The 20,660-nt window shown below is 34.0% G+C and carries 14 protein-coding genes; 4 read left to right on the top strand and 10 right to left on the bottom strand.

The genetic code is table 11. From position 1 onward, the window contains the following. Positions 1–168: 168 nt before the first annotated feature. The 5 genes from WMO18_RS08475 to WMO18_RS08455 form a co-directional block, all read right to left on the bottom strand. Positions 169–969 carry an aldo/keto reductase gene (locus tag WMO18_RS08475; RefSeq protein ID WP_211148447.1) on the bottom strand — a complete coding sequence of 267 codons (801 nt, stop codon included), beginning with the start codon at positions 967–969 and terminating at the stop codon, positions 169–171. An 85-nt stretch (positions 970–1,054) separates the two neighbouring features. Next, positions 1,055–2,113 (bottom strand): 6-phosphofructokinase, encoded by a 1,059-nt coding sequence (locus tag WMO18_RS08470; protein ID WP_211148448.1) that lies wholly within the window; start codon positions 2,111–2,113, stop codon positions 1,055–1,057. Further along, entirely contained in the window at positions 2,110–4,266 is a 2,157-nt protein-coding gene (gene ppk1, locus WMO18_RS08465; RefSeq protein WP_211148449.1) for a polyphosphate kinase 1, read from the bottom strand. Before ppk1 ends, WMO18_RS08470 begins: the two co-directional genes overlap by 4 nt. 241 nt (positions 4,267–4,507) lie before the next feature. Next, the gene (locus WMO18_RS08460; RefSeq protein ID WP_367286542.1) at positions 4,508–5,671 is read right to left on the bottom strand and encodes an acyltransferase family protein; all 1,164 of its coding nucleotides are present in this window, start codon (positions 5,669–5,671) and stop codon (positions 4,508–4,510) included. A gap of 6 nt (positions 5,672–5,677) precedes the next feature. Beyond that, positions 5,678–6,538, bottom strand: a complete 861-nt coding sequence (locus tag WMO18_RS08455; RefSeq protein WP_211148369.1) for a hemolysin family protein — start codon at positions 6,536–6,538, stop codon at positions 5,678–5,680. A 236-nt stretch (positions 6,539–6,774) separates the two neighbouring features. On the opposite strand from WMO18_RS08455, the gene nifJ reads away from it, so the two are divergent. Both nifJ and WMO18_RS08445 read left to right on the top strand, forming a co-directional pair. Beyond that, on the top strand, positions 6,775–10,335 hold the full coding sequence (gene nifJ, locus WMO18_RS08450) for a pyruvate:ferredoxin (flavodoxin) oxidoreductase (protein WP_211148368.1): 3,561 nt from the start codon (positions 6,775–6,777) through the stop codon (positions 10,333–10,335). Positions 10,336–10,885: 550 nt separating this feature from the next. Beyond that, a complete protein-coding gene (locus WMO18_RS08445; RefSeq protein ID WP_329979768.1) occupies positions 10,886–12,100 on the top strand; it encodes a leucine-rich repeat domain-containing protein in 1,215 nt (404 codons plus the stop codon). A gap of 77 nt (positions 12,101–12,177) precedes the next feature. Here the strand turns inward: WMO18_RS08445 and WMO18_RS08440 are convergent, their stop codons facing one another. The 5 genes from WMO18_RS08440 to WMO18_RS08420 form a co-directional block, all read right to left on the bottom strand. Beyond that, the gene (locus WMO18_RS08440; protein ID WP_211147947.1) at positions 12,178–12,495 is read right to left on the bottom strand and encodes a hypothetical protein; all 318 of its coding nucleotides are present in this window, start codon (positions 12,493–12,495) and stop codon (positions 12,178–12,180) included. Continuing rightward, positions 12,492–13,346 carry a phosphatidylserine decarboxylase gene (locus WMO18_RS08435; protein WP_211147946.1) on the bottom strand — a complete coding sequence of 285 codons (855 nt, stop codon included), beginning with the start codon at positions 13,344–13,346 and terminating at the stop codon, positions 12,492–12,494. The genes WMO18_RS08440 and WMO18_RS08435 overlap by 4 nt, the downstream gene beginning before the upstream one ends. After that, positions 13,336–14,046, bottom strand: a complete 711-nt coding sequence (locus tag WMO18_RS08430; RefSeq protein WP_211147945.1) for a CDP-alcohol phosphatidyltransferase family protein — start codon at positions 14,044–14,046, stop codon at positions 13,336–13,338. Before WMO18_RS08430 ends, WMO18_RS08435 begins: the two co-directional genes overlap by 11 nt. A gap of 1 nt (position 14,047) precedes the next feature. Beyond that, positions 14,048–15,130 (bottom strand): lysylphosphatidylglycerol synthase transmembrane domain-containing protein, encoded by a 1,083-nt coding sequence (locus WMO18_RS08425; protein ID WP_211147944.1) that lies wholly within the window; start codon positions 15,128–15,130, stop codon positions 14,048–14,050. Positions 15,131–15,491: 361 nt separating this feature from the next. After that, a complete protein-coding gene (locus tag WMO18_RS08420) occupies positions 15,492–18,860 on the bottom strand; it encodes a YfhO family protein (RefSeq protein ID WP_211147943.1) in 3,369 nt (1,122 codons plus the stop codon). A gap of 166 nt (positions 18,861–19,026) precedes the next feature. On the opposite strand from WMO18_RS08420, the gene WMO18_RS08415 reads away from it, so the two are divergent. Together WMO18_RS08415 and WMO18_RS08410 are read left to right on the top strand one after the other, a co-directional pair. Next, positions 19,027–19,992 (top strand): glycosyltransferase family 2 protein, encoded by a 966-nt coding sequence (locus WMO18_RS08415; protein ID WP_211147942.1) that lies wholly within the window; start codon positions 19,027–19,029, stop codon positions 19,990–19,992. Beyond that, positions 19,992–20,450: a GtrA family protein gene (locus tag WMO18_RS08410; protein ID WP_211147941.1), complete on the top strand. Its 459-nt coding sequence runs from the start codon at positions 19,992–19,994 to the stop codon at positions 20,448–20,450. The genes WMO18_RS08415 and WMO18_RS08410 overlap by 1 nt, the downstream gene beginning before the upstream one ends. Positions 20,451–20,660: the final 210 nt, after the last annotated feature.

Here is a 20,660-nt window from a genome sequence, read left to right as displayed (position 1 = left end):
GACATCAATGATGTCCCCTACACCTGTTAGCCACACTATTGTTATAATAACAGTTATGACAATTTTGCAAATTTTCCTTTACCCACAAACAAAATTGAAAAACCCAAATTTATCAGTCTCACCTTTGCCTACAGAATAAATTATCAACCCACAGACAAAATTGAAAACTCAATCCCAGCCGAAGAAGGATTTGTTTTGGTTTTTGGAATTGATGATTTGCACATCATTATCATTTAGAGTGAAGTTGAAAACATCAAGATTTTCTTTCAATCTTTCAACTGATGATGCTTTAGGAACTGTAGGAATACCTCTTTGGATTAGGTATCGCAACATAACTTGTGAAGAAGTTTTGTTATATTTCTTCCCTATACTCATTATGTCATTATCCACAAAGAGATTGCCATTTCCTTGTGCAAAAGGACTATAACCCATTAGGACTGTACCATACTTTTTCATAGTATTTTGCAGTTCTTTTTTATTATACAGAATGTGACATTCAACTTGGTTTATTGCCGGTATAATATCACATTTATCTATAAAATCCAGATATTCACTTTCATTAAAATTAGAAATGCCTATTGCTCTGATTTTGCCATTTTTATATGCTTTTTCAAAGGCTTTGTACATTTCAGTTGATGTATCATATGGTTCGTGAATTAGCAGTAAATCTATATAGTCTGTTTGTAAATTTTTTAGTGAAACGTCAATAGCTTTTTCTGCTTCTTCGTATGTGGTGTTTGGTGCACATATTTTTGTGGTGATAAATAGATTTTCTCTATTAATATTACTTTCTTTTATGGCAATGCCTACTTCTCTTTCATTCTGATACATTTGTGCAGTATCAATTAGAGTATAACCTAAGTTAATGGCATTTTTGATTGTTTCAATACCACTTTCACCTTTCAATTGATAAGTGCCTAGTCCTAAAATCGGCATTGTTACTTGATTATTTAGTGTAATGTATTCCATATCATCACCTCAATAATATTGTATCCGAAAGCCCTATAAATAGCAACAACCCACCATATTGGTGGGTTTCTTTGTGTAAAGGAAATTAGTCGCAAAAAGAAATTCCTAGGTTTTCACATTCTTTGATAATCGGTGAATTGTCATCAATTACCTTTAGTTTACCGGCTGTTTCACTTAGTGGAATGTAGCTTATTTCATTATCTTTAAATACAACCAAGTTGCCGTAATTTTTGCTAATGATTAGTTCAGCACCTTTTGCACCAAGTCTTGTGGATAAAATTCTGTCATAAGGTGTTGGTTCACCACCACGCTGAGTGTGTCCTGCAATAGTGGTTCTAACTTCCACAATGCCTAGCTTTTCAAGTTCTGATGCAATATAGGTTGCAATAGAATTGTTGTTTTTGCTAAGAAGTTTCTTTCTGTCTTTCTTAGGCATTTTAGTCATTTCCTTAGTCATTGCACCCTCAGATGCAACAATGATTGTGTAACCTTTCTTGTTATTATTGATTACATCGGCAATTCGTTTAATTGAAAATGGCTTTTCCGGAATTAGTACAATGTCAGCACCACCGGCAATAGCTGAGTACAAACCTAACCAACCAACTTTGTGTCCCATAAGCTCAACAATGAAGGTTCTCTTGTGGCTTTGTGCAGTTGTTCTAATGTTGTCAATAACATTAGTGCCAACACTAATTGCACTGTCAAAACCAAAGGTAATGTCTGTACCGTAAATGTCATTATCAATAGTCTTAGGTAAAGCAATAACATTTAGACCTTTTTCAAAAAGTAGGTTTGCAGTTTTGATTGAACCGTTACCCCCCAGCACAACAAGACAGTCCAAGTCAAGTTTCTTGTAGTTTTCTACCATAGCTTTGACTTTATCAACACCGTTTTCATCAGGTTCTGTAATGTGTTTAAAAGGTTCTCTTGATGTACCTAAGATTGTACCACCTTGGTTAAGAATATTTACAAAAGCTGATGATGACACAATGCTGTAGTGGTTATAGATAAGTCCTTTATAACCGTTAGCAAAACCAATGATTTCTACCTTTTTCGCAAGGTTCTTTAATGTAAGTACAACACCTCTCATTGTAGGGTTAAGTGCTTGACAATCTCCACCACTAGTTAATAAGCCAACTCTCATAAGGATACCTCCTGATTTCTGTTTTCATTTTCTTCCTTAATTGATTCAACATTGTTGTATGCTTCTTCATAGAATAGCTCCTGTGAATTTGTCTTAGGGAACTCATTCACTACCTTTTCGTATTCACCGTTAGCACACTGCACTCTTGCTTTACAGTTATCTATAAGCATTGTGTTGAAGAAGTGGTTTAGTCTATGCTTAATCTTTTCATCATAAATAGGAGCAGCTACTTCAACTCTTCTTAGAGTATTTCTTGTCATAAAGTCAGCAGAAGAAATAAACATTTTTTCTTCTTCACCTTTACCAAAAATGTAAATTCTTGAGTGTTCCAAGAATCTGCCAACAATGCTGATAATTCTTATATTATCAGTATAACCAGGAATACCGGATTGTAAACAACAGATACCACGAATAACCATATCAATTTTTACACCGGCATTTGATGCTTCAATCAGCTTATCAATAATCTTTTTATCGGTAAGTGAATTTAGCTTTAAGCCAATGTATGCTTCTCTACCTGTTCCAGCCTTTTCAATTTCATCATCAATTAGTGCAAGAACCTTATTCTGTAAACATTTTGGTGCAACCATTAGATGGTTAGTTTCCTCTACAACTTCACCAAACGATAGTGCTGAGAACACTTGATTTGCTTCCATACCGATTTCACTGTTAGATGTGATAATCTGTAAATCGGTATATAGTCTGGCAGTTTTTTCATTGTAGTTACCTGTACCGATTTGAGTAATATACTCAATGCCTTTTTTACTCTTTCTTGTAATTAAACATAGCTTTGAGTGTACCTTTAAGTTGTCAATACCATAGATAACATGACAACCCGCATCTTCCAATCTTCTTGACCAACCGATGTTGTTTTTTTCATCAAATCTCGCCTTTAGTTCAACAAGTACATCAACTTGCTTACCGTTTTCAGCAGCTTCAACTAATGCCTCTACAACTTTACTGTTCTTTGCAAGTCTGTACAAAGTCATCTTGATTGATACAACTTGTGGGTCAACTGCTGACTGTCTTAGTAAATTTAGGAAAGGATTGATGCTTTCATATGGTAGAGAGATTAGGCAATCTTTCTTTTCAATTTCCTTAGCAACTCTCTTAACACCAATAAAGTCAAGTGGTGTTTGTGGTACTCTCTTTTTGTAGAATAGTTCAGTTTTGTTTCGTAGCATATCCTGAATCTTAAATACAAATGATAAATCAGAAGGTACAGAAGAAACAAAGATTTGTTCTGTAGGTAAGTCAAGTTGCTGACAAAGCCACTTTGTCATAATAGCACTTAGAGTATTAGTTGATTCCAGTCTAATAGGACATAGCTTTCTTCTTTGTCTGATAACTTCGGCCATATGTTCACGATAGTCAAGTTCTTCATCATCAATACTGTCAGCATCAATATCTGCATTTCTGGTAACACGAATAATTGACTTTGAGCGAACTTCATATTTCTTAAATACCTTTGATGCAAAGTTAAGGATTAGTTCTTCACCTAAAATATAAGCACCATCTCTGTTAGGTACTTTAATAAGTCTTTCCATTAGGTTAAAGCTACAAGGGATAATACCAATCTTAGCCTTGTCACTTTTCTTTCTTAGTTCTGCCACAACATAAAGTTCTTTGTTGTTGCAGAATGGGAATGGCTGCTTCCTACCTACAACAATTGTTGAAAGTAGTGGTTCAACATCCATTGCAAAATACTGCTTAAAGTATTTCTTTTCGTTAGCAGTTAGCTGTTCAAAGTGAAGTAAAGATACACCTTGTTCTGAACATTCTTGCATTAGAGAATAGTATATCTTTTCTTTTACAGGTAAAGTATCTCTAATATCACTTAAACAAGCCGAGAACTGTTCTGATGGTGTCATTTTGGTTTTGTTCTCTTTGATTTCTTTCTTCAAAAGGGTCATATCGTGGAGAGAACCCATTCTAACCATAAAGAATTCATCCAGGTTTGTCTGGAAGATTGATAGAAAAGTCAGTCTTTCACATAATGGGTTTTCTTTATCGTCAGCTTCTTCCAAAACTCTTTTGTTAAATTTTAGCCAAGAAAGTTCTCTGTTAATGTAGCATTTCTTCTTGCCGGATAATTTTTTGTTGAAAAATTTTTCAAGTGCATTGTCCTTCTTTACTACTTCATTTTCACTCATATTTTCATCCCCTAAATTGTGTTTCTTAAGATTATACAAGATTATAATTAGCAACACTACGCACAACAATTCACACAGAATTATAATTGTAGGTAATGTAAAAAATTTCATAATCTATCTCCTAAAACACTTTTCCATTATTATAAATGTTCAATATTAAATATAAGTTATAGTTATGTTAAAGTAGAGGAAAATATTACAAAAGAAAAGCACTCCATAAGGAGTGCTTAGAAACATAAATTTATTTGCTTGTATTCATCTGTACATCACTGTAAAATCTCTTGTTTATCTTGTTTCTTATTACAACACAAAGATTGTTGTAATGGGTAATTTTCTTGATAAATTCAAGTACAATAGAAATCACAAGTGACTCTGCCAATAGTACCAATGCAATAAGCACAAAGTGTTTAAATGAATATGTATATGCATGGAACCAATGATATCTGATGAATGTATGGAACAAGAAAATGTTTAGTGAATGTTTACCGATAAGTGCAAAAACATTTTTAATCAGTGGAATATCTGTAATAAATTCATAGCAATAATAAACCACATATGCAGGAATCAGACCATCACGAATTTCAAAAATATAGTTTGCATACTTACCGTCAGTCTTTATTCTAATAATATACAGAACAACTAAACCGGCTGTTAAAACAACAAACTTAATTATTTTGCTTAGTACCTTATTGTTAGTAATTGTAAAGGACTTTAATCTTGCAAGCCAGTTGTTTTGTGCAGCTAAAACACCCAATAATGTAGGTAACATAAATCTAAATAGATTTGATGTTTGACCTAAATGTAAAGGTACTGTCACATAAATAAGTCTTGGGATAATCACTAGAAAAGCAATTGATGCAAAAGCATTGAACTTCTTGCAAAGTTTAACCATAAACGGAACAAAAAGAATAATCATAATTGCCAGTGACATATACCACCAAGTACCGTTTAGGCTGGTAGTACCAACAAGTTTTGCAAGTCCTAAGAAGTCAATAAATATATTTAATATACCTCTGACTCCACCGTTAGCAAAATAATCCATTGTGTAGCTTGGTGCAATTATTGCACATAAAATTTCTGACAAAATAAAAATGAACCAAAAGCCCCACATTAAATTTAATAGCTTGTTGCTGATAAAATGTGAATACTGTCTGGAGTTTAGCAGTGAATTGTTGTCATATTTTCTCAGAGAAAGTGTAAGTCCGTATGCACTTAAGAAAGCAAATATACCAACACAAATCTTTAGAAAATTACAGAAAATAACTACTGAACTTTGACTAAACGGAAAGAAGCTGAATGACATTCCCTTAAAAACAGACTCTAACCTAAAATTGTGATGAAACATTAGCATTGTGATGGCTATGCCCCTAATGACTAATGTATCATTTTTTGAAAATGTTTTCATTCAATGTTACCCCTTATTTTCATTAATGTTCTTTTCTATTAAAATTTTAGCTATTCTTCTTTCCTCAACTTGAAGAACAGTTAATTTTAAGTCCCCTTCATATACAACAGGATGTTCACCTTCTGTTGGGATTTTTCCTGTATGTTCAAGAATAAATCCGGCAATAGTGTCACAGTCGGTTTCCGGAAATTCATAATCAATAAGTTCACTAACATCATCAAGTGTCATTGCACCGTCAACTGTAAACTTGTTTTCACTTAACTTGTGACTTTCTTCATCCTCATTGTCATACTCGTCTTGGATATTACCCATAATATCCTCAACCAAATCTTCAATAGAAATGATACCCTCTGTACCACCATACTCATCAACAACAATTGCAAGTTGAATTTTCTTCTTTGTCATTTCAGCAAAAAGCCTACTTAGGTTCTTGCTTCTGGGTACACAAGGAACTGTTCTTGTTAAATCTGTGATTTTAAAGTCCTCAGGAACTTCCTCACATACATATTTCAGTAAGTCCTTAACATAAAGGATACCAACAATGTTGTCTATATCTTCATGATATACCGGAATACGAGAATGACCACTTTCAATTGCTATATCCACAATTTCCTTTAAAGATAAAGTATCCTCTACAGCAGTAATCTCTGTACGATGAGTCATAATCTCCGATGCAGTAGTATCATCAAAATCAAAAACATTTTTTATGAAATTTTCTGTTTCGTCCTTGAAGTAGCCTTTTTCTCTACCTTCTTCAACAAGGCTGAGAATTTCTTCTTCTGTCTTTTGTTCTTCCAAAGCCTTAGACTTTGTTTTGAAAATTTTTTCTAAGAAAGACCTTTTTGGACTGCCCGAATCTTCTGGCATTTATAAATCAATCCTTTCAGTTAGATGAAATATTTACATAATTATTCCTATTATATGAGTGTACAAAAAAATCTAATATTTGTCAAATTAAATCTATTATTTTACTTTACTTTTTTCCAAAAAAGTGATAGTATAATCTTGATACAATAGGTATCGAGTATTTTAATAATTTTGTTGATTTTTGCTACTCCGTTAGGGTTTTGGAGGAGCAATATATATTAAGGAGGAAAAATCCAATGGCAAGAAAAATGAAAACCATGGATGGTAATAGTGCAGCAGCTCATGTTTCCTATGCTTTTACTGATGTTGCAGCTATCTATCCAATCACACCATCTTCTGTAATGGCTGATGAAACAGATAAGTATGCTACTGTTGGCAGAAAGAATCTATTCGGCAGAGAAGTTCAGGTTACAGAAATGCAGAGTGAAGGTGGTGCTGCCGGTGCAGTTCACGGTTCACTAACTGCCGGTGCTTTAACTACAACATATACAGCTTCACAGGGTCTACTACTAATGATTCCTAATATGTACAAGATCGCCGGTGAACTTTTACCATCAGTTATCCATGTATCAGCTCGTGCATTAACAAGTCACGCACTATCAATCTTTGGTGACCACTCTGATATTTATGCTTGTCGTCAGACAGGTTATGCAATGCTATGTTCTAACAACCCACAGGAAGTTATGGATTTAGCAGCAGTTGCTCACCTAGCAGCTATTAAGGGCAGAGTTCCTTTCCTACATTTCTTTGATGGTTTCCGTACATCTCACGAAATTCAGAAGATTGAATATTGGGATTATGAAGACCTAGGCGATATGCTAGACTGGGATGCTGTTGAAGCTTTCAGAAAGCGTTCCCTAAATCCTGAACATCCACATATCCGTGGTACTGCTCAGAACGATGATATTTTCTTCCAGGCTAGAGAAGCTTGTAACAAGTATTATGACGCTATTCCTGAAGTTGTTGTTGAATATATGAACAAGGTTAACACTAAGCTTGGTACTGACTATAAGCCATTTAACTACTATGGTGCTGAAGATGCAGAACATGTTATCGTTGCAATGGGTTCTGTTTGTGACGCAACTGAAGAAGTTGTTGATTACCTAAATGCAGCAGGTGAAAAGGTTGGCCTACTAAAGGTTCATCTATACAGACCATTCGTAGCTGACTATATGCTATCAGAACTACCAAAGACAGTTAAGACTCTTTCAGTTCTTGACAGAACTAAGGAACCGGGTTCAATCGGTGAACCTCTATACCTAGATGTTCTTGCTGCTATTAACGCATCAGAATTTGCTAATGTTTCTGTTTATACAGGTCGTTACGGTCTAGGTTCTAAGGATACAACACCTGGTGACATTGTTGCTGTTTACAGAAATGCTGAATCAGCTACACCTAAAAAGAGATTTACAATCGGCATCGTTGATGATGTTACAAACCTATCACTACCTATCGTTGAAAACCCTGACACAACTCCTGCAGGTACAACTTCTTGTAAGTTCTGGGGTCTTGGTGCTGACGGTACTGTAGGTGCTAATAAAAACTCAATCAAGATTATCGGTGACCATACTGATATGTACGCTCAAGGTTACTTTGCATATGACTCAAAGAAATCCGGTGGCTTAACAGTATCTCACTTAAGATTTGGTCATAAGCCAATCAAATCTACTTACTATATTTCAAAGGCTGACTTTGTTGCTTGTCACAACCCATCATATGTTGACAAGTATGAAATTGTTGAAGACCTAAAAGAAGGCGGTTCATTCCTACTTAACTGTCCATGGTCCGGTGAAGAGCTTGACCACAGACTACCTGCAAAGATGAAGAAGCAGTTAGCTGATAAGCACATTAACTTCTACACAATCGACGGTATTAAGCTAGGTAAAGAAATCGGTCTAGGCACAAGAATTAACACAATTCTACAGTCTGCTTTCTTCAAAATTGCTGACATTATCCCTGCTGAAGATGCAAAACAGTATCTAAAGGATGCTGCTACTAAGTCTTATAGCAAGAAGGGTCAGGCAATTGTTGATATGAACCATAAGGCTATTGATATGGGTATGGAAAACTTTGTAAAGGTTGAAGTACCTGCTGAATGGTCAAATTGTGTTGACGATTCTGTTGAACACACAGTAACAGAAGGCAGAGAAGAAGTTGTTAAGTATGTAAACGGTATCCTAAACCCTGTAAATGCTTACAAGGGTAACAAGCTACCTGTTTCATCATTTATGGATTATGTTGACGGTGAAGCTCCTCAGGGTTCTGCTGCATATGAAAAGAGAGGCATTGCAGTTGATGTTCCTGAATGGAACCCAACAGCTTGTGTACAGTGTAATATCTGTTCAATGGTTTGTCCTCACGCAGTTATCCGTCCAATTGCTATGACAGAAGAAGAATTAGCAAATGCTCCAAAGCAGACAAAGTCTGCTGATATGAAGCCAGCTAACGGTATGAAGTTCGTTATGGCTATTTCAACACTTGACTGTACAGGTTGTGGTGCTTGTGTTCAGTCTTGTCTAGGTAACAAGAAACCTGACAACAAGGCTCTTGTAATGAAGTCTATTGACTCACAGAGACCTATGCAGGAAGTATTTGATTATGCTATCAAGACTTCCGATAAGCCTGAAATTGCTACTGATAAGACAGTTAAGAGTGCTCAGTTCAAACAGCCACTACTTGAATTCTCAGGTGCTTGTGCAGGTTGTGGTGAAACTCCTTATGCTAAGCTAGCTACTCAGCTATTTGGTGACAGAATGTTCATCGCTAATGCAACAGGTTGTTCTTCAATCTGGGGTGGTTCTGCTCCTGCAACTCCATATACAGTTAACAAGAAGGGATTTGGCCCAGCATGGCACAACTCTCTATTTGAAGATAACGCAGAATTTGGTTTTGGTATGACATTAGGTCAGAAGGCTATTAAGGATAGACTAGTTGGCTATGTTGACAAGATTAATGAATTAACTGCTGATGAAGCTCTAAAGGAAGCTATCAGCGAATACAAGGCTACACTTACTGACTCAGGTAAGTCAAGAGTTGCTACAGATGCTCTTATCTCTGCTCTTGAAGCTACATCTGCTGATGGTGAACTAAAGGATACTATCGACAAGACTCTTGCAGAAAAAGATTCTCTATCAAAGAAATCTATGTGGATCTTCGGTGGTGACGGTTGGGCTTACGACATCGGTTTCGGTGGTCTTGACCATGTTATCGCATCAGGCAAGAATGTAAACATTGTTGTATTTGATACAGAAGTTTACTCTAACACAGGTGGTCAGGCATCTAAGGCATCTCCAATCGGTGCTATTGCCCAGTTTGCTGCCGGTGGTAAGACAACTAAGAAGAAAGACCTTGCTGCTATTGCAATGAGCTATGGTTATGTATATACTGCTCAGGTAGCTATGGGTGCTAACTATGCTCAGTGTCTAAAGGCATTTAAGGAAGCTGAATCATACAACGGCCCATCACTAATCATCTGTTATGCTCCATGTATCAACCATGGTATTAAGGGTGGTATGGGTATTGCTCAGCTAGAAGAAAAGAAGGCTGTTGACGCAGGTTATTGGAATATCTTCAGATATGACCCAAGACTAGCTCATGAAGGCAAGAATCCATTTATGCTTGACTGTAAGGCTCCTACAATTCCTTATAAGGACTTTATCATGGGCGAAGTTCGTTACAACGCTCTACAGAGAAGTAACCCTGAAAAGGCTGAAAAGCTATTTACAGAAGCTGAAGAAATTGCAGCTAAGAAGTTTGAACACCTAGAATATCTTGCTGAACCAAAGGAAGATAAGTAATAGGAGATAGTAATATAACTTCTATTAAATAAGTAAAATTTAACCCACTATGGATTTCCATAGTGGGTTTTTGCTATATATAGACACCTTTCTTTGTGCATTATTACCAAATATAAAAATCTTCAAAAATTATGTAACCTTTTGCAACTGTAATTTGTGTTATATATAGAAGGCATATTATTTAATTACAGTAATCATATGTATAATTTAACCAAATATGAACAGTAAATTTTGTTTACTATTTTTTACAACAAAAATATTGAACTTTATAACATTATATGTTATTCTCTTATTAAAGATAACTAGTTTAATTGTAAATATATTATAATTATTATGCGAAATACACAATAATTATGTGAGAGGGTAGTCCAATGCGAAAATAGTTTAATACAATCAAAAAATATATAATCGAGCTGAGTGTTTTGATTAAATTAAAAAAATTAAACAGTTCGGACATTTTAGAAGAGAACGAATGGAAAATTTATACTTCTTTCCCTAAAAAAGTAGATAGTAACGGTAAAGTTGTTAACAAATAGAGGAGGGTGATTTTATGAAAAAATTATTAGCTATAATGTTAACATTGGTAATGGCTATATCTATCATAGCCATTTCACCAACTGCAAGTGGTGCAACAATCTATAAAGCAAATAACTTTGAATATATTAAATTGGGTGGCAATAAAGCCAGAGTTACTGCTTATATTGGCAAAAATACAACAGTTGTTGTACCAAGTAAATTGGACAACAATACAGTAACGGAAATAGGCAATAATATTCTCCGTTACAATAGAAATGTAAAGTCTATTTTATTTCCTAACAGTGTTAAGAAATTTGTTCAGTTACCTTTATATGGTGCTAAAAAATTAGAGAAAGTTACTATAGGAAAAGGTATTAAAAAAATTCCAAACTGCTTTTTTGAAGATTGTAAAGCATTGAAAAACTATACCATTCCATCACACATTGAATCAATAGGAATAGGTGTATTTCCGGATACATTACAATCCTTAACTGTAGGAAAAAGCCTTAAAAAGTTTGATGAAATACCTACCCTGAACAATAGGAACTTAAAAGAATTTAAGGTTTCAAGAAATAATAAGTATTTCAGTAGTAGGGATGGTGTTCTTTATAACAAGAATAAAACAAAGATAGTTGCTTATCCAAATGGCAAAAAAACAACACAAATTGCTATTCCTAAGAAAGTTAATACTATCGGTGAACTAAGTTTTGCATATCAAAGATATTTAAAGAAAGTAACATTTTCTAAGAATGTTAAAAAGATAGAAAAAATGGCTTTTTTGAATTGTGAAAAACTTTCTTCTATTAACATTCCTATAAATATAACTACTATTAACAGAATGGCTTTTGCCGGTTGTAAATCTGTTAGTAAATTGACAATCAATTCAAACAAAAAATTGTCAATAGGCTACGGTGCTTTCTCTGAACTTAATAAGCTAAAATCCTTACAAGTTCCTGTAGTTAAAGGTAACAATGTATTTAGTGAGTGCAAGAACCTTAACTATATTTATATTCCTAGCAATGTAAAAACTATCTATGCTTATGAATTTGTTGATTGTCCAAAACTTAAGACTGTAACTATTCCTAAAACAGTAAAGAGAATTGGTAAGAATTCTTTAGGTTACTGTCATGGCGAGTATTACGAACCAGAATATGTTAAAGTAAAAGGCTTTACAATCCGTGGTTATAAAGGTTCTGCCGGTGAGAAATATGCAAAACAAAACGGCTTTAAATTTGTAAAAATCAGTTGATATTAAAATAATTATAGTCAGTTTTTGCTCTAAATAAAGTTAAAAAAATTAGAGGTTGCTTAATGCAACCTCTTTTTTTACTTATTTTTATTTTCTTCTTTTTTGAATTTTCCTGTAATGTGGTTATAGGTTATCATACCGAAAATTGTGACAAAATGAGTGGTAAAAATATTTTCATATACTTCCAACACATCATCAGCAATCAGCTTATCTTTCTTATAAAGAGAAGAAATCACCTTGTCTGAGTGTAATTTTAGGTAAACCTTTGGTGTTATATATGTTGCGTTATTTTCTTGACTTTTCTTAATAATTTTGCTTTGACGTTTTATGTGAATGTAAAATATGCCAAGTAAAATCCATACTATAAAAGCCACTAAATATGGAAAACTATTCATCTTTTCTTACCTATTACTTGTCCCATTTTTACAATGGTTTCTTTGTTGTTGTTTGTGTTTGTAAAGAAAGTTTCATCAATCTCAACTGCATCTTTATCACATAGCAAAATGATTGTTGAACCACCAAAAAGGAACATTCCCTTTTCTTTACATCTCTCTATTTTACCGGAAGAAATGTGGTTCTTGATTTTGCCAACCATCAATGCACCAACTTCAACTTGAACCACATCTCCGAAGTTTTCTGTGTGCATTACTGCATATTCTCTGCTATTTTGCACAAATACAGGATACATATTTAGTGCAATAGGCTGAACTGTGTGTAGTATTCCTTTGATTTTAACAGACTTTTCTTGTATGCCATCATCAATAAATGCATATCTGTGGTAGTCATCAACTGCAAGTCTAAATACTAGGCAGTAGCCTTCCCTGTATTTTTTTGCAAGTCTGCTATTACATAGCAGATGATTAATTGTATAATAGCTACCCTTAACCGGCAATACAGTGTTATCTTTAATTTTATATGCACTTAACTTACCGTCACATGGTGAGAAAAATAAGCTTCTGTCAGTTGGAAAAGGTCTTTTCTCTGCCTTAATTTTTCTTGTGAAAAATTCATTAAAGGACTTGTAGTCAGCCTTTTCATATTCATCCATATTAATATTGTTTTGGGTTATGAATTTCTCAATTCTACCCTTTGACAAGGAACTGCTCATATACTTTCCCACAATTGCTGAAACAAAAGGCAGAGTAATCACCTTTAAGATTATTCTGCCGAAAATGTTTTTGTAAAGGAATGTTAACGACTTGTCTTGTTTTAAATTGTTTAAATCAATTGTTTTATTAGTGTCCATACATAAACCTAAAGAATAGTAAAAATCCAAATTCAACTGCACCGATAGCAACCATAATCATAATAACCTTTAGTCCCGGTTTTTTGATTTTGATTTTGCTAACATATAGGAATGCTACAATTAGCATTGCAACTACATAAAACGGTGAAATGTCAAATCCTTTGCCAACGATATACTGAATAAGCATAATTGTTGGGAAGATTAAGCAAGATGATGTAACAGGTAATCCAAGATAGTACTTACGCTTTTCATCAGTTTTGTTCTGTCTTTCCTCTTCCATAACATTAAAGTATGCCAGTCTGATAAGTGCTGCTAAAACAAATAGTGCAAATACAACAAAGAAAATTGTAATTTTGCAGTTAGCAAGTGGTTTCATAAAGTGCCACTTGTCACTTAGCCTAAATGAATTTAAATAGTGACTTGTGTAACAAGAATAACCGATAGCACAAGGCAATACACCAAAGGCTACAAGGTCAACTAATGAGTCAATCTGAATACCAAACTTCTTTTCTTGTTCAGTTCTGTCCTTCTTTGAACGAGCAACAATACCGTCAAATGCATCAAGAAAACCACAAACCATAAGGCAAGTTGTAGCAATAAACGGATGACCTGTTCCTGATACACCTACAAAGATACCTGTTACTGCTGAACATAATGAAAGGTATGTAAGGATAACAGTATAATTATAAAAACCTAGCATATTAAGCACCCTTTTTCCTTTTACTCTTAATAATAAATCTTGCGTGATGGGCAAGAGTAAGTCCACCACAGACTATAATACAAACATAGAATGAAAGTCCTCTGCTTAGAATTTCTCCATTTGCAGGGTCTGCAAATATGTTTCTAAATCCGTCAAAGAATAAGTAGTCGGCAATACCAACAGCACCCGGTACAGGCAAACTGTTACTACCGATAAGCACATATCCTTGAACTGTCATAATATCAATAAATGAGTGACCGGTTTGTCCACTACCCATATAAACGCAATAAGTAACTGCCACAACAGAAACTCTCTGAAGTAGATTTAGCAAGAATGCAACACCAATCATTGCAGGGCTTTCCTTAATGATTTTTGCACATTCCTGATATTCGTCCATCATCTGATATAACTTGTTTAGCTTTCTTCTTCTCTTTCTCAAAAGATGTATTCTGAAAAGTAAGTTAATAACACCCTCACAACTCTTTTTGATAATGTTTGGGAAGAAAATAAGTAAAGCAAAAAATACTGTCAACAGTAACTGAAAAACAATACCTAAAATAATCAATAGCTTTGACCAAGAATCAAAGATAAAGAAGTATTCCGGTCTTAAAATAAAACAAGCTGCTGCAATTACCGACAATGAGGCAGTATATTGCATAACATTAAGTATCAATGTAATGGTGGTAACTGACATTGGAATTTTGTCCTTTACCATAAAGAAAGCTGAAGCAGGTTGTCCACCGGAAGCTGATGGTGTAATTGCTGAGAAATAAATATCTGCTGCCGAGTAAATAAAACTTTGGTAATACCCTCGTTTATATCCCAACTTTGCTGCTATGTATCTAATACTTAAACCTTCAAGCAGAATGAACATAAATACACACATTACTGCTGCAATCAGCCAACCAATCTTTAGGCTGAAAGTGTAATCCAAAAAACCTTCTAGTGTTAAATTTTCATTTTGACTAACAATAGCATAGAAAGTCAGTGCAATTAGTGCTACAAAAACAACAATGTAAATTATCTGTTTTTTTATGCTAAAAGCACTCTGATCTTCTTTTTCAATTTTTTTGTTTTGTTCCATAATAAATATCCTTGAAAATAATAATAAATCACAATATCATCACCGTATATTATAACATTATATAGGGTCAATATCAATGAAAATATTATCCTTTACAATATTTTATAAAATATGTATAGGGAAACACCTGTTATTAAAATTTATTTCTACATCAAGTTTAAAATAAACTTTTATTATCACAATTTCCCTTGATTATATTTTAAATTTTACCTTTTTAGTTGTGTTTGTAGGGAAAATAAGGTTGTTAAATTACACTATTAAGATAAAGAAAAAGCTAATGCGTAATTACTCACGCATTAGCTTTCATAATTTTTATTTAAAAAATAATTTTAAACTGATTACAAATAATCCCGGAAACAAATTATCTCTTTTTCTTAGACTTTAGAGAAAATACTTGTTTACCGATTTGCTGAATATCTTTTTCAAACAGATACATATTTACAAATCTAAGTACAAACCAAAGGCCAATACAGAAAATCATAATTGTTAGTGCAACACCTGTTGGGAACAGGGAAACTGTAATAGGTGAGGCCTGACCACCACCGGCTACACTATCCTTATTCTGCTGTACCTGACTGTTGTATGTTGTATAGTTCTTAACAAGGCTGGTTAAGAAGGTAAAGATAGATACCATCAAACCACAACTTGCACCTAATTCAAGGCATAGGTGGTTAAAAGCACTTGTCACTTTTAGAGACTTTGTTGAAGCAATTTCTTCTTTCTTCTTGCCATACTTAAACATAACATAAACAAAGTAAAATGGCACTATAAATGAAAGAATAATATCCACTGCATAGTTAGAGTCCTCTTTGCAAAGGATTTGCATTTTCTTAATAATGCTACCTAGCCATACAACAAAATATACTACAGAAAAAATTATGGAAAAGAAAAGTCTTGTAACTATTGATGGTTCTTTCTTAACATAGTTTTCATTTTTTTCTGTATCTTCATCAGATTTTTCTTCGGTAAAATTTTCATCATCTTCATCATCAAATCTGTCAGGGTTTGCGTTAGGATGAGTCTTGTACTTAAAGATAAATGTATTCTTTAGCTTACTTCTGTAAAGGAATGCAAATCCCAGTAGTAATATTATACCAAGAATACTTGCAAGTGTACCTACTAAGTAACCGGATGGTAGGTAACTAATTTCAATCTTGTGTTTACCCTTTGTAACATCAAAGGCAAGTAAAGCACCACCCACCTTCTTAGTGTCTACCTTTTCACCGTCAACCTTAACAGTCCAACCATCTTCATATACAATAGAAGTATAGAATAGACCATCTGTGTTGCTTTCTAACACACCGTTAAGCTGAGTATCTGTACACTTAGTAGCCTTTAAAGTATTTTGTGCTAACTTATTATAGCCTTCTTTAAATACATCATCATTAATCTTTGCAACATGTAAAGCAAAGTTACCTGTTGCAGTATTTGGCAAGTTATCAAGGCTAACACTTAGCTTGTCACCCTTAACAAAGTTACCTGCATTAAGGATATATGGTCGGCTAATATCCCCATCCTGCTTAACAGAAGAACCATTCTTCTTAATATTAATTGCCTGAGTTTCAAGTGAAGTGCCGTAGTAAACACCATATACATAGTAACTACCGGCTTCATTAATATCATAAGTAAATTCCATATTAGAAGCAGAACTTGCACCATTTGTATTGATAGAATAGTCATAACCCATTCTTGAATCTTCATAATACTTGTTTACCTGATATGATGTAACATTTGCAGTTGATGTAACATTAGTCATCTTTATTTCACTAAATACATCTTTGTTGATACCGGTAATATCCCTAAAGAATTCATTTTGCTTCTCTATTGCATTTAGTTCACTAAAGTCATCAGGGTCTCTGGTTTCCAGAGTGTATTTAGTGGCATTTTTATTGCCTACAAAACCCATTGGTAGGTAGTAATTATTTTTAAGTAATACTTCATTATTGTTTGTATAAGCCGGTGACATATAGTCAGTAGCTGAATATGTACCATCTCTTGAAATTAAATACTTAACATTTAAGAAAAGGTTTGTTACAGGAGTACTTTCTCTATAAGTATATCTATTACCACTTTGCCAGCCTTGGCAACCAAATTCTTCAAGGAACTTTGTAACAGAAACATTACTCATTGATGAGAACTGTGAAATACCGTTATAACCGTTAAGACTTGCATCATTAAGTGTCTGAGTCTTGGTCATTTCAGCTCTCCACATATCAACTGTGTTTGTTTCTAAGTTGTTCATTGCTCTGATAACATCAACAGTAACTGCTTCACCTTCAGGATAGTTAGCAGTACTTGTTGAGGTAACTGCTTCAATACCCTTGTAGCCGGCAATAAACATTTCTACAAGTACCAAAGTAAATACAACTAAATCAAGTACAACTCTTGGATAAATCTTGAAGATATACAGACCGGTTGCAACTGTTAGAATACAGATTAGTAGGAATGAACCCCATACTACTGTACCTGTTTGGATTGTTGAAGAAATTACACAGAGAAGTAAACTTCCCAAAAATCCAAGTAGCACATCCCAAATTCTGGCCTTTTCAATAAGTGTATATGCTCTATAAGCCATAACAACAAGTACAAAGCTAAATAGGTAAGCAAATCTATGAGGAATCATATTTGTAAAGTGCATACCATGCCATACATAGTCAAGTACATTTACATTGAAACTTGCTACAAGGAATGCAAGTAAACCGATTGAAAAAGCCTTTGCTCTCCAAGTAACTTTTCTTGCACTTAAGAACATAATACCAAAGAATAATGCTGCCATACCACAAGCAATGTTTGGTAGGTTTTCTTTAGTTGATGGTGTAATAAAGTCAAGTGACTGTGACATTATTTCTGACCAATTATAATATGTACTGATTGTGTCAGGCCAACTGTTATTTGTACTATATGTAAGTTGTAGTCCGTTAAATGCAGGTAATGAAATAAATGCAGTAATCATCAAAGCAATAACAGAGAAAATTGCAGTTCTTGCAAGTCTGCTGAAAAATTCTTTCCAGCCATTCCAGTACATAATACTATAACCGATAAAGCAAAGGAATGTAAAGATACAAGCAAACAGACCTACATAGTAGTTAGCAATTACTGATAAGGCAAGGGAAATTGTATATAGACAGAACTTGTTTTCTCTCCATAGCATTACCATACCAAGTGCTACAAGTGGTAGCATAGCTACTGTATTTAGCCAAATAACATTCCAATAGTAACCCATAAAGAATGCACAACAACCGTAACCAACTGAGAAGAACACCAGTGGTAAACCGTTTTTGTGGAAAGTTTTCTTTAGGAAGATAGCAGTAAAGCCACCTGCACAACCAACTTCTACACAAACAGAAAGCATCAAGAATTCTCTTAGGAAACTTGCCGGTACAAATGCAGTTAAGAAGTTAATTGGACTTGCTACATAATAGGAAAGTAGGGCAAGATAGTTACCACCCATACCGTTAGTCCATGAATGTAACAAACTTTGACCTGATATTATCTTATCCTGAAAATCTACAAGAAAAGGATAGTACTGATGCCAAAGGTCAACAACAAGGATCTGTTGGTCACCAAATGGTGCAAATCTCTTGATTGCAAAGTTAAGCAACATAATTAAGAAAGGTAGGACAAAGGCAAGAATTACGAATGAATTGTTGCTGAAAAATCTTCCCAGTCCTTTTTTTGCCTGACTATACATTCTTGATGTATCAATCAGTTGTTTTGTTTTTTTAGACATACTTTTTCCTCCATATTTATGAAGTAGTTCTTTTTAACTTATACTATTTTATTGTACCATCTATTTGCTACAAGGTAAAGTATGTTTTATTATTTTTTTGTGAATATTATTAATATTAATAGACTTTTCATATTTCTTTTGATATAATGAGAAAAGGAGGCTTATTATGAGTTTAATTGATATTGTAGTACCTTGTTATAACGAAGAAGCAGGACTTAGACATTTTGTAGAAGTTACCAACTCAGTTATAGAGGGTATTCCTGAACATAAATTTAGATATATACTTGTCAATGACGGTAGCAAGGACAAGACTTACCTTATTATGAAAGAACTTGCTAATCAATTTGACAACATTAAATACATTTCATTCTCAAGAAATTTTGGCAAAGAGGCTGCTATGTATGCAGGTTTTCAGCACACTAGTGGTGACTATGTTATTGTTATGGATGCCGATTTGCAACATCCACCACAGATGTTCCCTGAAATGATTAAGGAAGTAACAGAAAACGGTTATGACTGTTGTGCATTAAGAAGAACTGCAAGGGAAGGTGAAAGCAAGTTTAGAGAATCATTCTCAAAGCTGTTTTTCCGTATTCAAAATGCACTTTCCGAAACAAAAATGCCTTACGGTGCAGTTGACTACCGTATTATGACAAGACAGATGGTTGATTCTATTCTTGAACTTTCTGAGGCTCAGCGTTTCAGCAAAGGTCTTTTCAGCTGGGTAGGTTTCAACACTAAATGGCTACCATTTAAAACTATAGACAGAGAACTTGGACAAACCACATGGAGTTTCTGGAAACTGTTTAAATATGCCCTTGACGGTATTACCAGTTTTTCGGTAGCACCACTTAGATTTATCAGTGGTATGGGTATTGTAATCTTTCTTATTGCATTGATTTATATTATAATTACCATAATTCAAACCTTGATTTTTGGCATCGATGTTCCCGGTTATGCCACAATTTTAATGGTAACTCTATTTATGGGTGGTATTATGGAATTTTCTATTGGTATCGTTGGTGAATATTTAGGTAGAATTTTCATTGAAACCAAAGACAGACCTATTTATATTATTCATCACACCAATTTTGATGAAGATGAAAAAGAAACTAAGAGGAAAAAAGATTAATGAAAGACTTTATCAAACAATTTTTTGACATTAAGTTTTGGAAATTTATTTTAGTCGGTATTCTCAACACAGTAGTTGGTAACGGACTAATGTTTATTTTCTACAACTTCACACCAATTAAGGACCTTGATTCTGTATTTAGCAGTGGCGGTTATTGGGTAAGCTCAGCACTTGGTTACATAATCGGTAGTATTGTCAGCTATATTCTAAACAAGCACTTTACTTTCCAAAACAAAGAAAAGGGTATTAAGCCTATTCTAAAGTTCTCACTAAATATTGCTATTTGCTACTTCCTAGCTTATGGTCTTGCAAAGCCATTTACACTATGGATTCTATCAGGTCAAAGCAAAACAATCCAAAGCAATATTGCAATGTTAGTTGGTATGGTTCTATTCGTAGCATTTAACTACATCGGTCAAAGATTCTTCGCTTTTAAGGAAAAAGAAGAAACAAAATAATTAAGAAAATAAAATAACTAAAGAAAAAGAAATAATAAAATAGTTCTTTAATAAGCTAGTATTACAATGAATACCTCTCTTTTTAGAGAGGTATTTTAATTTTGTCTGTGGGTTAAGATTAGTTAGATAAATTAGGATTTGTATGGCTAAATGTAAAGTGTTAAATTCTAGCAAATAAGGCTCCCTTTACACAAGTGAGACTGGCGAATA

The sequence above is a fragment of the Ruminococcoides intestinihominis genome (assembly GCF_040096285.1).
GTDB lineage: Bacteria > Bacillota > Clostridia > Oscillospirales > Acutalibacteraceae > Ruminococcoides > Ruminococcoides intestinihominis.
The sequence above is the reverse complement of the archived record's forward strand: the minus strand, read 5'-3'. Positions and strand labels throughout refer to the sequence as shown.

Bases quoted from the DNA above. Each gene is read 5' to 3' on its own strand.
- WMO18_RS08460 (WP_367286542.1), bottom strand. From the start codon at position 5,671: ATGAAAACATTTTCAAAAAATGATACATTAGTCATTAGGGGCATAGCC.
- WMO18_RS08455 (WP_211148369.1), bottom strand. From the start codon at position 6,538: ATGCCAGAAGATTCGGGCAGTCCAAAAAGGTCTTTCTTAGAAAAAATT.
- WMO18_RS08475 (WP_211148447.1), bottom strand. From the start codon at position 969: ATGGAATACATTACACTAAATAATCAAGTAACAATGCCGATTTTAGGA.
- ppk1 (WP_211148449.1), bottom strand. From the start codon at position 4,266: ATGAGTGAAAATGAAGTAGTAAAGAAGGACAATGCACTTGAAAAATTT.
- WMO18_RS08445 (WP_329979768.1), top strand. From the start codon at position 10,886: ATGAAAAAATTATTAGCTATAATGTTAACATTGGTAATGGCTATATCT.
- WMO18_RS08440 (WP_211147947.1), bottom strand. From the start codon at position 12,495: ATGAATAGTTTTCCATATTTAGTGGCTTTTATAGTATGGATTTTACTT.
- WMO18_RS08470 (WP_211148448.1), bottom strand. From the start codon at position 2,113: ATGAGAGTTGGCTTATTAACTAGTGGTGGAGATTGTCAAGCACTTAAC.
- WMO18_RS08410 (WP_211147941.1), top strand. From the start codon at position 19,992: ATGAAAGACTTTATCAAACAATTTTTTGACATTAAGTTTTGGAAATTT.
- WMO18_RS08420 (WP_211147943.1), bottom strand. From the start codon at position 18,860: ATGTCTAAAAAAACAAAACAACTGATTGATACATCAAGAATGTATAGT.
- WMO18_RS08430 (WP_211147945.1), bottom strand. From the start codon at position 14,046: ATGCTAGGTTTTTATAATTATACTGTTATCCTTACATACCTTTCATTA.
- WMO18_RS08435 (WP_211147946.1), bottom strand. From the start codon at position 13,346: ATGGACACTAATAAAACAATTGATTTAAACAATTTAAAACAAGACAAG.
- WMO18_RS08425 (WP_211147944.1), bottom strand. From the start codon at position 15,130: ATGGAACAAAACAAAAAAATTGAAAAAGAAGATCAGAGTGCTTTTAGC.
- nifJ (WP_211148368.1), top strand. From the start codon at position 6,775: ATGGCAAGAAAAATGAAAACCATGGATGGTAATAGTGCAGCAGCTCAT.
- WMO18_RS08415 (WP_211147942.1), top strand. From the start codon at position 19,027: ATGAGTTTAATTGATATTGTAGTACCTTGTTATAACGAAGAAGCAGGA.